This window comes from Streptomyces sp. NPDC050535 (assembly GCF_044457665.1).
In the GTDB taxonomy this organism is placed as follows: domain Bacteria; phylum Actinomycetota; class Actinomycetes; order Streptomycetales; family Streptomycetaceae; genus Streptomyces.
Genome location: NZ_JBITHE010000004.1, coordinates 54,110 through 67,787, shown reverse-complemented (window position 1 = coordinate 67,787; position 13,678 = coordinate 54,110). Strand labels below are relative to the sequence as shown.

Here is a 13,678-nt window from a genome sequence, read left to right as displayed (position 1 = left end):
CCCGACCGACTCCGAGCGGCCCCGGCTAGGACCCGTCCTGGTCGAAGTAGTCGGCGACCAGGACGGCGAACTCGTCGGGGTCGGCCAGCCGGATGCCGAGGGTCTCGGCCTTGGCCCGCTTGGATCCCGCGTTCTCTCCCGCGACGACCAGGCTGGTCTTCTTGGAGACGCTGGAGGAGGAGCGGCCGCCGGCCCGCTCGATCAGCTCGTTCACCTGGTTGCGGCTGAGCTTTTCCAGGGTGCCGGTCATCGCTCCGGTGACGACGACGGTCATCCCGGCCAGCGGTCCGCCCGACGGCTCGGCGGGGTCGTCCTCCGTGTCATCGGCGGCAGGGGCGGGCGGGGTGGCGCCGGGCTCCGTCATGTTCACCCCGGCTTCGGCGAGCTTGTCGATGAGCGGGGCGAGTTCGGTGAGTTCGGCGACGATGGTCGGGGCCTTCTCGGTGCCGATTCCCTCGACCCGCTCCATCGTTTCGGCGTCGGCGGCACGGATGTTGTCCATGGTGGCGAAGTACCGGGCGATCCGACGGGACATGGAACGGCCGGTGCCACGGACGCCGAGCGCGCACAGCACCCGTGACAGCGGTCGCGTCCTCGCCGTGCCGATCGCCGCGAGGAGGTTGTCGGTGCTGGTCTCGCCCATCCGCTCCAGGCCAAGCAGTTGATCGCGGGTGAGGGTGAACAGGTCGGCCAGGTCGGCGACCAACCCCGCTTCGACGAGCTGGACGACGCGGGTCGTGCCGAGGCCCTCGATGTCGAGCTGGTCACGGCCGACGGCGTAGGAGAGGGAGGCGACCAGATGGCAGTTGCGGCCGTTCTCGCAGCGCCAGCGCTGTTCACTCGTGTCGATTCCGGAGCCGCATCTCGGACACACCTCGGGGAAGAGGATGGGCTGCTCGTCGCCGGTGCGCAGATGGGCGACGGGGGCCTCGATACGGGGGATGACGTCGCCGGCCCGGTGGACCATGACGTGGTCGCCCAGGCGGAGATCGCGGCGGGTGATGTCGGCGGGGTTGTGCAGGGTGGCGTACGTGATGGTGGCACCGTCGATCTCGACGGGTTCGAGCACGCCGCGCGGGGCGATGATGCCGGTGCGGCCCACGTTCCACTCCACCTCCAGCAGCCGGGTGATCTTCTCCACGGCGGGCAGCTTGTAGGCGATCGCCCAGCGCGGGGCGCGTGAACCGGATCCGGCGGTCTGCTGGTCGGCCGCGAGGTCGGCCTTGATGACGATCCCGTCGATCCCGAAAGGCAGTTGGGCACGCAGCGCGGCGATCTCCCGGACGCGGGCCAGAACCTGCTCGACCGTGTCGGCGGTGGTGCCGGGTACGGCGGTGGTGGCAGTGGTGTTGAACCCGAATCCGGCGGCCTGTGTCATCAGCTCGCTGTGCGCGAGGTCGCCCAGCCGTGCCGCGAGCGCTGCCTCGGTGCCGGGCAGCGGCAGCAGGCCGTAGCCGAAGAACGTCATCGGCACGGTGTAGGCACGGTCCTTGGCGCGCAGCGTGCCCGCCGAGGCGCCGCGCGGGTTGGCGAACGGCTGCCCGCCGTGCGCGGTGCGGACCTCGGTGGCGTGCTCGAACTGCGCGGTGGTCATCAGGACCTCGCCGCGCACCTCCACGGTGACCGGCTCGGCAAGCACGGGCGGCAGACCCTCGATGGTGCCGATGGCGTGCGAGACGTCCTCTCCCGCCGTACCGTCGCCGCGCGTGATCAGCCTGGTCAGCCGGCCGCGGGTGTAGCGGGCCGCGATCGCGAGACCGTCCAGCTTCGGCTCGACGCTGAACCGACCGACGTCATGGCCGATCCGCCGGGCCAGTGACGCCGTCCAGGCGGTGAACTCCTCCGGCGAGAACACGTTGTCCAGGCTCAGCATCGCGACCGTGTGCGGCACGTCCCCCTCGACCGCGCCACCGGCGACCTTCCCGGTCGGTGAGTCGGGCAGCACCTGATCGGGGTGGTCGGACTCCCAGGCCGCGATGCCGCGCACCAGCCTGTCGTACGCGTCGTCGTCCAGCACCGACGTGCCGCCCGCGTAATAGGCGGCCGACGCCTTCACCGCGTCCTCGACCGCCTGCGCGTAGGCGGTGGCATCCACGATCACTGCAACTGGTGTCGTCATGCCTGTCATCTTGCCCGCCACCACTGACAACGCCGTGGTGGCGAGTGCGCGGAGAGCGCCCCTCGGCCCCTGGGGCGCTCTCCGCCATGTCGCCGCTGCGGCGACCGGCTCCTGCCGTCCCGGTGGTTCGGGTGGCTCACACGGCGGTGAGCCCTGGTTCACCCGCAGTCACGGCCCAGGAGGCGGTGGTGCTCACCGGCGACCGTCGGACGGCGATGCTGTCGACGGTCCGGGCGTCGGTGGTCCACTGATGCCGGCCGACATCGAGCCGCAGATAACCGCGACGCGAGCCGTCGAAGTAGCGGACGTGCGGATTCAGAATCGGGTTGTACGCCTTCAGCGGAGCGTCGAAGGCGGCGGGGAAGTCGGAACTCACGCTGGTCGCCGTGAACTCGACCGCGACCGGGTCACTGTCCAGGTCGTCCCGGTCTATGCGCAGATCGCTGAACCAGGACGAGTGGATGTCCCCGGCGAGCACGACCGGGTTGGCCACCCGGGCGTCCCGCAGGAAGCGCAGGAAGTCGGTCCGGGCCGGGTCGTAGCCGTCCCACTGGTCGAGGTTGGCGATGGGCGGCAACGGGTGCGTCGGGTCGAGGAAGTTGGGGAAGCGGATCTGGCTCATCATCACCTGCTGGGCGACGACGTTCCAGCGCGCCGGAGAACGGCGCAACCCCTGCCGCAGCCACTTCTCCTGCGCCGCGCCGGTGAGGGTGCCGTCGGTGTTGCCCAGGCCGGCCGCGACCGGGCCGAAGTCGCCGGAGAATCCGCCGGGCTGGTCGGTGCGGTACTGGCGGGTGTCGAGGACGTTCAGCCGGAGCAGGTCGCCGAAGTCGAAGCGACGGTAGAGACGGTAGTCCGAGGAGCCGTTGACGAACCTGCGCCGTAGCGGCATGTGCTCGTAGTAGGCCTGGTACCCGGCGGAGCGCTGCCGGGCGAAAGCGACGGGGTCCTGGTGGCGCGCCCCGGTGTCGTCGATCTCGTCGACCACACCGGCGTAGTTGTTCTCCACCTCGTGGTCGTCCCAGGTGACGATCCAGGGGAAGGCGGCGTGGGCCGCCTGGAGGGCGGGGTCGGTCTTGTACTGGGCGTGCCGGGCACGGTAGTCGGCGAGCGTGACCAGTTGGTCGAGGCCGGAGGTCTGCGGGGCGCTGTGCAACCGGTCCGCGTAAGCGCTGCTGGGGTCGTACTCGTAGATGTAGTCGCCCACGTGCACGACCACGTCGAGGTCTTCCTCGGCGAGAGCGTTGTACGCGGGCCAGTAACCGTTCTGCCAGTCCTGGCAGTTGACCAGACCGATCCGCAGGCCGCCCGGGCGCGAGTGGGGCGCGGGGGCGGTACGGGTCCGGGCGGCAGGGCTGATCCGACGGCCCGTACGGAACCGGAACCAGTAGTCGCGGCCCGGCGCCAGGCCCCGTACATCCGCGTGGACGCTGTGCGCGTGGGCGCGTTCGGCGGTCTCGGTGCCGCGTCGGACGACCCGGCGGAACCGCTCGTCAGTGGCGATCTCCCATTCCACGCGCACCGGGCGGGTCCCCATGGACGCCGCGTCGTAGGGGTCGGCGACCAGCCGCGTCCACAGAACGACCCCGTCCGGCAGCGGATCGCCGCTCGCCACACCGAGCTTGAAGGGATCCCGGTGGAGTGGCTCCGCGTGCGCGGTCCGGATGTTCAGCGCCTGCGCGCCCGCGGCGACGGCGGATCCGACCAGCAGGCCACGCCGGCTGAGGGCGGCGGGCCGGGGCCTGGGTCTCGCGGGGGACGTGGAAGGTTCGTTCGTTGGTGACACCGCAGGCCTCCGTATGCCGATGCATGGGGCTGAGCCAAGGACCGGGGTGAGCCAAGCACATTGTGATTGACCAGCCAAGAACAAGTGATGACTTGTGAAGGGGAGTTGGAGGGCCGACGTCGGCGGGGCGCGGTATGTCGCAGTCGCCAGAAGCAACCCTTCCGCATGTGCGGCGGTCTTATCGGGCGTCGAGTTCGGAGGATCGGCCTCTGTCACTCACACCGCCGACCGACTGGAAAGGGCGCGGCCCATGGAGCTTGATCCCGACCTCTGTCTGGACGTTCCGGAGGATTTCGACGACACGGACGCCGACTCCCAGGTGCATCCCATGGCCAGGAAACTCTTCCCCGCCACAACGGCCGCGGAAGCCTTCGGCAAGGCCCAGGAGTGGGTGGGGGAGCACAGTGTCTTCCTGATAGACGTCTCATGGAACTTCGCCCACGACGAGGACGAGCCCTGCACACTCAGCATCTACTTCACGTTCGAGCCGGAACCCGAGGACGCCTGACGACGGCGGGCAACCTCTGGCGGCACGACAGAGGTTGCCCCGAACACCGCATCGGCAAGATCGGCGTACCGAGGGCCGCTTCGAGGCAGTAGTTACCGCACGGTGACAGTGTGGACGCGTCGATTTCCGCAGGCCGGGCACTCGCGGAAGATGAGACGAAGGGAACGACACCACCGAGCAAGCGAGCGAGGAGAGATGAGCGTGAGCACACTCACCGGCCTGGAACGAGCGCTGGAGCGCTTCGGACAGAGGATGCTCGGGCGGATCCGGGACAAGGAACCCGTCGAACTCGTCGAAGCCCTGCGCCGCGAGTGCGACGAACACGTCGTCGTGTGCAGCGAGAGCCGCATTGTCGTCCCCAATGCCTACGACGTCGAACTGGCCGAGTTCGCCCACGAGGAGCTCGAGCGCAACGGCGACGACCGCATCGACCAGATACTCACCGACACCCTGGCCCGTCACGGCGAACGCAAGGGCTATGAGTGGGCCGGCCCGCTCGCGGTGCACGTCACCAAGTCCCGCGACGTCCCCAACGGCCGGTATCGCGTGGCGAGCCGCGTGATGCACAACGTGCGGGCCGACGCGTTCCCGCGTTCTGCCTCGGCGTAGGCGCGGCCCACCTGCGGTGGATCGAGGGCCTGGCATGGGGTTCTCGGGGTGCTCCGCGGATCTCGTACGCCTTTTTCGGGCCGCTGGACGGAGTCCGGTGCCGCCCGACACCGGCCTACTCGCCGCGGTGTCGCCAGTACCAGACGGCGCCGATCACAGCGGCAACGAGAAAGGCGACCGGCAGGATCAGGCCGGGAATCCGGGAGGCCGTCACAAGGCGGCCCCGACGAGAGCCGAGAGGCTCGGAGGCGCGGGATTGGACATGGCGGTCTCTCCCCTTCTGCGCCGGTGCGAGGTATCCAGTCAGATGGTGGCTGGGTCCCGGGTTTCTGGCCAGCCCTCGCGTAATCGGAGGTCTGTGCCAACAGGGGCGGACCTGGTCGTTGTCGTCGGCGGGGGACGCCGGCAGGAGCCGTACTCGGCTGGCCCGGCCCGGCCGTGACAACCCCTGGTGCCCGCTGCCACACACTGTTCCGCGAATCTCGCAGGCAGCGGGATCCCCGGCAGAGTCATGCCAAGTACTTCAGGAGCAGCTCGCGGATCACCGCGCCCCCGGCCCCTGCCACACGTATGTCTGGCATGGGCCGAGGGCGGGGGAGCGGCGGTGCGTCGGGCGGGTCACGCCCCGGTCAGGCTGCGCCTCGCGGTCCCGCCGGAGCGGGCGCCGGCGCGGTCGACGGCGGCCCTGACGACCGCGAACGTGGCGCCCTGCAGAGCCGCGGCGAGCAGAACCTGCCGCCAGGGGCGGACCTTGTTCGAGGCGTCGTTCGGGGTCTGGTCGTGGCCCAGCAGCTTCCAGGTCCTCTTGAACGCGGCACCGGCAAGCTTGCTGCCGGCGGCGCCCAGCAGCAGGCCGGCCGGTTTGTAGACGACGCCGAAGGCTTTCACAGGAGGCCCTTGCGCGCACGGCTCGCCCTGCGGGAGCGGCGTGCGAGCAGCAGTACGGCGATGGTGCCGGCGCCGGCGAGCAGCGCGGTGCGGTTGTCCCGCGCCACCTGTGTCGTCCGGTCGGCCTTCTCGCGGACCGGCTGCGGGGTCTTCTCCTGCGCGAGGTGCCCGGCCTCGGTGACCTTCTCCCGTATCTGTACGGCGGCCCGGCCGGCCTTCTCGCGTACGGGCTCGGGGGTCTTGTCCTTCACCAACTGCGCGGCCTGGGCAGCCTTGGCGCGCACCTGCGCCGAGACCTGAGCGGCCTTCTGACTCGCCTGCTCCTTGGCCTCCGCCGCGGTCTCCTGGGCGCGGGCCTTGATATCGGTCTTGGCGGCCAGCGCCTCGACCGTCTGCCCCAACTCCTCGCGCGTGTGCTCGACCTGAGCGCGCAGCTCTTCCGGCGTGGGGGTCTGGCCGTTGTCCTCGGGCTTGTGCTGGTTCATCGGTGAGCCTTCTCCTTGATCTCGGCCGCGTCTGCCTTGACGCTTTCAATGGTCTGCTCGGGTACGGGCGGAGTCGCCTTGCTGATCTGCTTCTTTCCGGCCAGGGCGAGGACCCCGGCGATCACGGCCAGGACGCCGGTGACGATCAGAGCCGAGGCCCACACAGGCAGCGTCAGCGCCAGGGCGGCGATCACGGACGCGGCCAGGGCCTGCAGGGCCAGCACGCCGATCACCCCGGCACCGCCGAACAGGCCGCCGCCGACACCGAACCGCTTGCCCTTCTGCGCCATCTCCGCCTGAGCCAGCCGCATTTCCTCGCGCACCAGCTGCGACAACTGCTGCGAGGCGCGCTGTACCAGCTCACCCACCGGCTGCTCGGCGTCGCTCGGGTGGCTTTGGGAGCCGCTTGTCGTCATGCGCAGTTCACCCTCTCTTGTCGCCGTCGTTGTCGTCGTGCTGCTGTCGTGTACCCGGGAAAACGATGCGAACCCTCTCCGACCAGGTGTCCTGTGTGCGGTGCGGTTCATTGCTGCTCCCGGAGACGCCGCTTGTCCCGCTCGTCCCATGTCCGGGTGTCACGCGCCTCGACGTACGGCTCGGCCTCGGCGGGGTGGCCGCCGACGATGGCGCGTTCGCGGGCCAGCTCGGCGTCGAATTCCAGGCCCAGCAGGATCGCCAGATTCGTGATCCACAGCCAGAGCAGGAAGACGACGACACCGGCGAAGGTGCCGTAGGTCTTGTTGTACGAGGCGAACGTCGCCACGTAGAAGGCGAACCCGGCGGAGGCGACCATCCAGATCAGCAGCGCGAGGAAGCTGCCCGGAGTGATCCAGCGGTAGCCGCGGACCCGGGCGTTCGGCGTCGCCCAGTAGAGGATCGCGATCATGCCGGCGGCCAGCACGACCAGCACCGGCCACTTGGCGATCGACCACACGGTCAGTGCGGTGTCGCCGATACCGAACGCGGCGCCGGCCTGTTGGGCCAGGCCGCCGGTGAAGACGACGATCAGCGCGCTGGCGACCGCCAGGATCATCAGCACCACGGTGAGTCCCAGGCGGACGGGCAGTACCTTCCACACAGGCCGTCCCTCGGGAATGTCGTAGATGACGTTCGAGGTCCGGATGAAGGCGGCGACATAGCCGGACGCCGACCACACGGCCAGCGTCAGACCGGCGATCGCCATCACCGAGCCGGTGTCCGCGTTGCCCTGCAGCTGTTGTACGGCGCTCGTGATCACATCGCGGGCCGAGCCGGGGGTGAGCTGGGTGAGGTTGTCGAGGACCTTGTTCGTCGCCGACTCGCCGGCCAGCCCGAACAGCGAGACCAGCACGAGCAGTGCGGGAAACAGCGACAGCACTCCGTAGTAGGTCAACGACGCGGCGCGGTCGGTCAGCTCGTCATCCTTGAACTCGCCGACCGTCCGCCGCAGCACCGCCCACCACGACTTCTTCGGCATCTCCGTCGGAGTGTCCGGAGCATCCCGCTCCACTTCCCGGTCAGGACCGAAGCCGTCGTTGGGCTCGGGTTCGCCCGACGAGTCCTTGCGAGGACCGTCGGCTTCCTCAGGGGTGTGCCGGTGTCTGAAACGGAGAAGGCGTGTCATGCACAACGGGTGACCCCGTATCCGCGTCCCACACCGTATTGGCTTCCTTTGGGCACATGTCATCGGTTGCTTACGCGCACAGTGACGACTGAGCGCCGGCACCCGGAAACGGTGCCGGCGCTCAGCCTGCATGCGAGTGCACAGGCCGCCGAGGCCTGGTGCCGTCAGCGTCTGCGGGTCCGGCTCGCCCAGCCGGTGCCGATACCCGCCACGTGCAGCGCCAGCAGGGTGAGGCCGAGGAGCATGATATTCACCGACGAGAACGTGTCGTTCGTGTCGATCTCGGCAGCGTTGATCAGGAAAGAGATGAAGAAAAGCACCGCTGCGGCTATACCAAGCATGGAACAGCTCCCCTATTTCGTCATGTCGTTGTGGTGCGCTTCGTGTTCCCCCGAATCCCGCCGCTAGACCCCCGACAGTTGAGCAATTTTCGGGGGGTGTTGGCTACCGGATGTTTCGGACGATCCTGGTCATCGCGATGGCCTCGGCTGCCGCCCTCGCCGGGGCGGTGGAAGGCCAGGTATCTCAACGACGAGCGCCGCATCGACGTCGTCGAACAACTCATTCCTCTCGCCGAGGAAGCCGGCATGCCGATGACCCACCTCGCCACGGCGTTCACCGTCGCCCACCCCGGCGTCACCAGCGCCATCATCGGGCCGCGCACGATGGACCACCTCGACGACCTCCTCGCCGGCCTCGACGTCGTCCTCGGCGACGACATCCTGGACCGGATCGACGAGATCGTCCCGCCCGGCACCGATATCGGCGTGCTCGACCAGGACTACATGCCTCCCGCACTGGAAGTCGTGAGCCTGCGCCGCCGGCCCCTAGGCGTACGCGCGGCTGCCTGACACGCCATCCACCCGTTCACTGCGGGTCGGTTGACGTGCGACACGTCGCCCTCCGACAGGCGGCCGGCGGTCGACTCCCGGGGTGTCTACGTACACTGGCGACCATGGCATGCCGCATCAGTGAGCTGGTCATCGACTGCGCCGACCCCGAGCGGCTCGCCGTGTTCTGGAGCAAGGTCCTCGGCTACGTCGAACTCGGCCGGGAGGACGACGGAAGCATCGAGATCGGGCCGCCCGACGGCTTTGGCGGTCCGCAGCCCACCCTCGTCCTCAGCCCCAGCGGGGACCGGCGGGCCGGGAAGCTCCGACTGCACATCGACGTCAACGCCACCGACCGCGACCAGGACGCCGAACTGGAGCGACTGCTCGCCCTCGGCGCCAGGCCCGCCGACGTCGGCCAGGCCGGCACCGAGAGCTGGCACGTCCTGGTCGACCCGGAAGGCAACGAATTCTGCCTCCTGCGCACCCGGCTCCAGCCCTTCTGACCACGAGCGGTCACGGAGGCGCGGGTGGCGGGGAGACTCTCGGCCCGCACCGGCCGACCCGCCGCGTACGCCGACGCTAGTACGCGGGGTTACTCCCCCTGTCAGACGTACTCGCCACTCCCGCCCGGCACCGTGGGTCGGGTGAAACTGAGCCGCCCCGCACGCCGGGCCAACCTGGTCGTCCACGTAGCCGCCTCCGCCTGCTGGCTCGGGCTCACGCTCGGGCTGCTCGCCCTCGGGATCACCGCGACGACCACCGGCTCCGCGGTGACCGTGGAGGCCTCCGTCCGGGCGATGAAGCTCTTCGCCGACTGGCTCCTGCTCCCTGTCGCGCTGCTCACCCTCCTCAGCGGCCTGGTGTTGTCGCTGGGCACCCCGTGGGGACTGGCGAGGCATCGATGGGTCTGTACGAAGTTCTGGCTGACCCTGGCCACGATCACCGCGACCGTCTTCGCGCTGCGACCGGCAGTGAACTCCGCGGTCTCCGCCGTCGCCGCGGGCAACCCGCTGCCCGACGCCGGCGACGTCCTGTTCGGGCCGATCGTCTCGCTGTCCGCCTACCTCTTCATGACGGTGATCTCGATCGTCAAGCCCTGGGGACTGACCCGGCGCGGCCGGAACCTCCGCGCGGCGGCCCGCAACCCGGTGGACGCCGGGCGAACCCGGCAAGCCGCCTGACCCGCGCGGATGCCGGGCACGGAAGGGCCAGTCCCAGCGGCGCTCACGTCGGCATGCTCCGCCGATGCGCCGCGGCGGAGTTCTGCACGGTGGTGGCGAGCTTCCTCACCTGCGGGTCGGACCCGCTGTCACGCAGGCCGTCCGACAGGTGCTCGGCCTGGGTGAGGTGCTCGCGGAGGGCGGATCGCAGCAGTCGGTCGAACTCCGTGCCCGTCGCGTCGGCGAGCGCTTCCAGTTCCTCGGCGTTGACCATCCCCGGCATGTCATGGCCCTCGTGCGGGTTGCTGTCCGGGACGCCGGCCGCGGCGAGGAGCTCGCGAAGGGACGTCAGGTGGCTGAGGTTGTCACGGGTGACACCGGCGGCCCAGCGCTTGAGCGCGGGTTCGCCGCCGTGACGAGGCGCGAGTTGAAGGATGTGCCGGGTCTGGTCGTCCATGGCGATCATCAACTGGAGCCAGGCGATGTCCGTGGTGCTGAACGTGCCGGCGTCTCCGGCGGCCGCTCCGGAGACGTCCGTCGGCGAGCTGATGGTGACGGTTGCCTCGGCGGGTGTGCCGGCCCCGTGCTGGGGACCGGCACACCCGGACAGGATCAACAGGGCGCACAGCACGCTCACGACGAGCCGCGCCCGGCTCCGACGGCCCGACCGCGGTTCTGGTTCAGCCATGGCCGTCTCCTGTCTCCGGGGCCGTGGTGCGGGTGCTGTCCCGCGAACGCGGGACGGTTGGGTCGCGCGGGTCAGGAAGGATTGCCGTCAGCGCCGCACTTGACGATGGCGTTGATGCAGTTGGTGGTCCTGCGTGCCATCTCGGCCGCCGGCCACGCGTTGAAGAAGTCGGCGTGCATCGTGTAGCCGGGCCCGGAGGCCAGCCGCAGCCCTCCTGTGGCTCCGTTGACGGGGTAGCGCAGTACCTGACGCAGCTTCGGCACGGGCACCGGGTGGCTCGCGGGGCACTGCGCGTTCACCGGATAGGCCATGTGGCTCTTGTGGTCGGCGGAGTCCAGGTCCCTGCCGTTCCAGCACTGCGGGAAGTCCAGGTAGGACTCCAGCATGGCGTCGGCGGGACAGTTCACGAAGTCCTTGGAGGGATTGACCTCGCCGTGGTGCAGACAGGACCAACGGGCGACGGACGTGGGGTCGTTCGTGCCCGTCGCCTTCGCGTTGCCGGCGACGATCCGCAGACCCTGGGGGAGTGGCTGGGTGCGCTGGATGATGTCGTCGCGCACGCCTTCACCGAGGTAGTAGAAGGTGGTGCCGGTGGGCTCTACCGCGATGTTGTCGCGGTAGAGGGTCGGCACCCAGTACGACGATGTGTCCACGGCCGGGCTGCAGGTGCTGGCCGAACCCAGCAGATCCGGCAGCGTGGTGTGGGCGTTGGTCACTCGGCTGCCGAAGAAGCTGTGCATGTGGGAGGCGCCGGGCAATCCGGGGGCGACGATCGGGTCGTCGGGGAGTCGGTGGCTGTACGGACATTCGGCCAGGAACTCCGCCACGCGGACGACTTCGGCTCCTGTCGTGGTCGAGCGGTCCGCGCCGGTCCGCGTCGAAGCCGCGTACAGCGTGCTGAACGCCAGCGTGAACGCCACCAGCACGGCAGGCCAGCGAGGACGTCTGCGGTTCCGGGCCGCGGCGGGGGGAGAGGAACTTGCTAACACGGCACTCCTCCTTGGGGAGCGGTGGGGTGAGCGGAACCGGTACCGGTACCGGTTCCGGCGCTCTGCCTCGGGAGTGAAGTCACATGTCATGGCGTTGTCAATGCTTCTCGGCGGCATTAGTACGCCTGCGAGCCGAGCTGGCTTCAAGAATTCAAGGCGACCGCGGGGGGGGGGGAGTGGCGTCACTCCCCGGCCGCGTCGGACCTGCCCCCGCATCGCCGGGAAACGGCTGAACACGGGTTACGCAGGCACTGCCCGTCCCGCGCGCCCGGTGGGCGCCGTCGCGATGCCACGGGCAGTGGTGCTCGTACGACTGGAAGGGCTCGCAGGGACGCGTCCGGTCGTACGCCTCACTTCAGGAGGTTGAGGCATCTTGACGCGAAGCTGGGGATCGCCGACCCGACAGGTGAGGCCCCCTGGATACGCGTCGACGCGAAGCGGCGGGGCGGTCACCAGGTCACCGCCCCGCCGGCCATCGCTCTGTCACTGGAGAAGCCGGTCCAGTAGGAGGACCGCGGCTCAGCGCCGGGAGAGCCCCTTGTCGATGGCGTGGATCAACTCGCCGTCAGAGGTGTCGCCGTCGAGCGACCAGACCATCGCGCCGCCGAGCCGGTGCCGGCGGATGTAGTCGGTCTTGGCGGTGAGAACCTGCGGATCGTCGTAGGTCCACAGGGTTGTGCCGTCGAAGAGCCAGGCGTGGCCGTTTCGGCGATCCCGGTGAAGGGTGTAAGTCCCCGAGTCCGCCAGCTTCTTGAGCTCCTTGTAGTCCTCGTACCCCGCCTGCCAGGTCGCGGGAGCGGGCGCCGCGGCGGGCTGGTTCAGACCGTCACCACCGCCGGTCACGCCGGTCCAGCCCTGCCCGTAGAAGGGCATTCCCACGACCAACTTGCGTGCGGGTGCTCCTCGGTCGAGCCAGGCGTCAACGGTCTGGTCCACGCTGAAGTCGTTCCTCGCGTACAGCGCGGACTGCTGGTTCGTGGTCGCCTCCCCGGAGACGTGGAAGTCGTAGCCCTGAAGGTTGACGAAGTCCAGGTCCCGCATGATGCGGGGTACGTCGAAGCCCGCGTCGATCTTCTCGGGAGCGGTCGGGACGAACGCCGTCAGGTCGTAGTGCTTGCCCTTCCGCTGCGTGGCCGCGTAGGAGTCGAGCTGTCGTCGGAACTCGTGCACGAGTGCGGTGAAGTTCCGCTTGTCCTCGGGGCGGTAGACGGTGTCGGTGTCCCCGGCGGACCCCGGCCACTCCCAGTCCAGATCCACGCCGTCGAACAGCCCGGCCGCGGCGCCCTGGCCGCCCCGCGCTCCGTCGACAGGAAGGTTGCCCTTGATGTAGAGGTCGAGGCACGAGGCCACGAACGCCTTGCGCGAGGCGGCGGTACGGGCCGCGTCGGAGAAGTGGGTGGACCAGCTCCAGCCACCCAGGGAGATCAGGACCTTCAGGCCCGGATTCTTCGCCTTCAGCTCCCGCAGCTGGTTGAAGTTGCCCGCCAGCGCTTGCGTGTCGGTGTCGGCGACGCCGTCCACGGAGTTCTCCGCGTCCAGCGGACGCGCGTAGTCCGCCCAGGCGTCGGCCTCGCCCGGGATGTTCCCCGTGAAGCACTTGCCGTCCGAACTGACGTTGCCGAAGGCGTAGTTGATGTGGGTGAGGCTGGAAGCCGCACCACTCGCATCGAGGTCGGCGACCTGGAAGTCGCGGCCGTAGACACCCCACTGGGTGAAGTAGCCGACGCTCTTGTAGGCAGGGGACTTGGAGGCGTGATGGCCATCGGCGGACGCGGGAGCCGTGGCGAGGAGGGTGACGGGAAGGGACACGGCGCAGGCGGCGACGGCCAGCCTGCTCAGGAGTCTTCGACGCATGCCCGGAAGCTATTGGTCTGTACCATCTGCGGTCAAGGGGTCGGCCGCCGCCCGTCCGCGGGATGGCTGCCGGCTCGGGACGCGCTGCCGCTCAGCCGCAACGCGTAGTCGCCGTACCGAACTTGTGTCCCTTGCTCCGAACAATCCCGCACGAAG

At 69.4% G+C, this 13,678-nt stretch carries 15 protein-coding genes and 1 pseudogene; 6 read left to right on the top strand and 10 right to left on the bottom strand.

Annotated features, from left to right (window positions below; genetic code table 11):
- Positions 1–25: 25 nt before the first annotated feature.
- Both ligA and ACIBLC_RS11075 read right to left on the bottom strand, forming a co-directional pair.
- Positions 26–2,119, bottom strand: a complete 2,094-nt coding sequence (gene ligA, locus ACIBLC_RS11080; RefSeq protein ID WP_399210524.1) for an NAD-dependent DNA ligase LigA — start codon at positions 2,117–2,119, stop codon at positions 26–28.
- 136 nt (positions 2,120–2,255) lie between these two features.
- Positions 2,256–3,905: an alkaline phosphatase D family protein gene (locus tag ACIBLC_RS11075; protein ID WP_399210523.1), complete on the bottom strand. Its 1,650-nt coding sequence runs from the start codon at positions 3,903–3,905 to the stop codon at positions 2,256–2,258.
- Positions 3,906–4,155: 250 nt separating this feature from the next.
- Here ACIBLC_RS11075 and ACIBLC_RS11070 point away from each other — a divergent pair, with 250 nt between their 5' ends.
- Entirely contained in the window at positions 4,156–4,413 is a 258-nt protein-coding gene (locus tag ACIBLC_RS11070; protein WP_399210522.1) for a hypothetical protein, read from the top strand.
- Positions 4,414–4,614: 201 nt separating this feature from the next.
- Positions 4,615–5,022 (top strand): DUF3662 domain-containing protein, encoded by a 408-nt coding sequence (locus tag ACIBLC_RS11065; RefSeq protein WP_399210521.1) that lies wholly within the window; start codon positions 4,615–4,617, stop codon positions 5,020–5,022.
- Between the two features lie 618 nt (positions 5,023–5,640).
- Here ACIBLC_RS11065 and ACIBLC_RS11060 read toward each other — a convergent pair.
- From ACIBLC_RS11060 to ACIBLC_RS11040, 5 genes are all read right to left on the bottom strand, one after another.
- A complete protein-coding gene (locus ACIBLC_RS11060; protein WP_399210520.1) occupies positions 5,641–5,910 on the bottom strand; it encodes a DUF4235 domain-containing protein in 270 nt (89 codons plus the stop codon).
- Positions 5,907–6,395: a DUF3618 domain-containing protein gene (locus ACIBLC_RS11055; protein ID WP_399210519.1), complete on the bottom strand. Its 489-nt coding sequence runs from the start codon at positions 6,393–6,395 to the stop codon at positions 5,907–5,909. Before ACIBLC_RS11055 ends, ACIBLC_RS11060 begins: the two co-directional genes overlap by 4 nt.
- Positions 6,392–6,811: a phage holin family protein gene (locus tag ACIBLC_RS11050; RefSeq protein ID WP_399210518.1), complete on the bottom strand. Its 420-nt coding sequence runs from the start codon at positions 6,809–6,811 to the stop codon at positions 6,392–6,394. Before ACIBLC_RS11050 ends, ACIBLC_RS11055 begins: the two co-directional genes overlap by 4 nt.
- A gap of 107 nt (positions 6,812–6,918) precedes the next feature.
- Positions 6,919–7,998 carry a YihY/virulence factor BrkB family protein gene (locus ACIBLC_RS11045; protein WP_399210516.1) on the bottom strand — a complete coding sequence of 360 codons (1,080 nt, stop codon included), beginning with the start codon at positions 7,996–7,998 and terminating at the stop codon, positions 6,919–6,921.
- 164 nt (positions 7,999–8,162) lie between these two features.
- Positions 8,163–8,339 carry a hypothetical protein gene (locus ACIBLC_RS11040; protein WP_383687822.1) on the bottom strand — a complete coding sequence of 59 codons (177 nt, stop codon included), beginning with the start codon at positions 8,337–8,339 and terminating at the stop codon, positions 8,163–8,165.
- A gap of 177 nt (positions 8,340–8,516) precedes the next feature.
- Here ACIBLC_RS11040 and ACIBLC_RS11035 point away from each other — a divergent pair.
- The 3 genes and pseudogenes from ACIBLC_RS11035 to ACIBLC_RS11025 form a co-directional block, all read left to right on the top strand.
- Positions 8,517–8,849: pseudogene (locus ACIBLC_RS11035) on the top strand (aldo/keto reductase); the annotation flags it as partial.
- Positions 8,850–8,953: 104 nt separating this feature from the next.
- Entirely contained in the window at positions 8,954–9,334 is a 381-nt protein-coding gene (locus ACIBLC_RS11030) for a VOC family protein (RefSeq protein WP_399210515.1), read from the top strand.
- A gap of 141 nt (positions 9,335–9,475) precedes the next feature.
- Positions 9,476–10,012, top strand: a complete 537-nt coding sequence (locus ACIBLC_RS11025) for a DUF2269 family protein (RefSeq protein ID WP_399210514.1) — start codon at positions 9,476–9,478, stop codon at positions 10,010–10,012.
- A 43-nt stretch (positions 10,013–10,055) separates the two neighbouring features.
- On the opposite strand, the gene ACIBLC_RS11020 is transcribed toward ACIBLC_RS11025, so the two are convergent.
- A complete protein-coding gene (locus ACIBLC_RS11020) occupies positions 10,056–10,679 on the bottom strand; it encodes a DUF305 domain-containing protein (protein WP_399210512.1) in 624 nt (207 codons plus the stop codon).
- Positions 10,680–10,750: 71 nt separating this feature from the next.
- Complete coding sequence (locus ACIBLC_RS11015; protein WP_399210511.1) at positions 10,751–11,668, bottom strand: DUF1996 domain-containing protein; 918 nt, start codon at positions 11,666–11,668, stop codon at positions 10,751–10,753.
- A 363-nt stretch (positions 11,669–12,031) separates the two neighbouring features.
- Between ACIBLC_RS11015 and ACIBLC_RS11010 the strand changes: the two genes are divergently transcribed.
- Positions 12,032–12,175: a hypothetical protein gene (locus ACIBLC_RS11010; RefSeq protein ID WP_399210510.1), complete on the top strand. Its 144-nt coding sequence runs from the start codon at positions 12,032–12,034 to the stop codon at positions 12,173–12,175.
- 12 nt (positions 12,176–12,187) lie between these two features.
- Here the strand turns inward: ACIBLC_RS11010 and ACIBLC_RS11005 are convergent, their stop codons facing one another.
- A complete protein-coding gene (locus ACIBLC_RS11005) occupies positions 12,188–13,522 on the bottom strand; it encodes a glycoside hydrolase family 18 protein (RefSeq protein ID WP_399210509.1) in 1,335 nt (444 codons plus the stop codon).
- Positions 13,523–13,678: the final 156 nt, after the last annotated feature.

Coding starts and splice junctions, on each gene's coding strand:
- ACIBLC_RS11020 (WP_399210512.1), bottom strand. CDS start 10,679: ATGGCTGAACCAGAACCGCGGTCGGGCCGTCGGAGCCGGGCGCGGCTC.
- ACIBLC_RS11045 (WP_399210516.1), bottom strand. CDS start 7,998: ATGACACGCCTTCTCCGTTTCAGACACCGGCACACCCCTGAGGAAGCC.
- ACIBLC_RS11070 (WP_399210522.1), top strand. CDS start 4,156: ATGGAGCTTGATCCCGACCTCTGTCTGGACGTTCCGGAGGATTTCGAC.
- ACIBLC_RS11050 (WP_399210518.1), bottom strand. CDS start 6,811: ATGACGACAAGCGGCTCCCAAAGCCACCCGAGCGACGCCGAGCAGCCG.
- ACIBLC_RS11055 (WP_399210519.1), bottom strand. CDS start 6,395: ATGAACCAGCACAAGCCCGAGGACAACGGCCAGACCCCCACGCCGGAA.
- ACIBLC_RS11030 (WP_399210515.1), top strand. CDS start 8,954: ATGGCATGCCGCATCAGTGAGCTGGTCATCGACTGCGCCGACCCCGAG.
- ligA (WP_399210524.1), bottom strand. CDS start 2,119: ATGACGACACCAGTTGCAGTGATCGTGGATGCCACCGCCTACGCGCAG.
- ACIBLC_RS11005 (WP_399210509.1), bottom strand. CDS start 13,522: ATGCGTCGAAGACTCCTGAGCAGGCTGGCCGTCGCCGCCTGCGCCGTG.
- ACIBLC_RS11040 (WP_383687822.1), bottom strand. CDS start 8,339: ATGCTTGGTATAGCCGCAGCGGTGCTTTTCTTCATCTCTTTCCTGATC.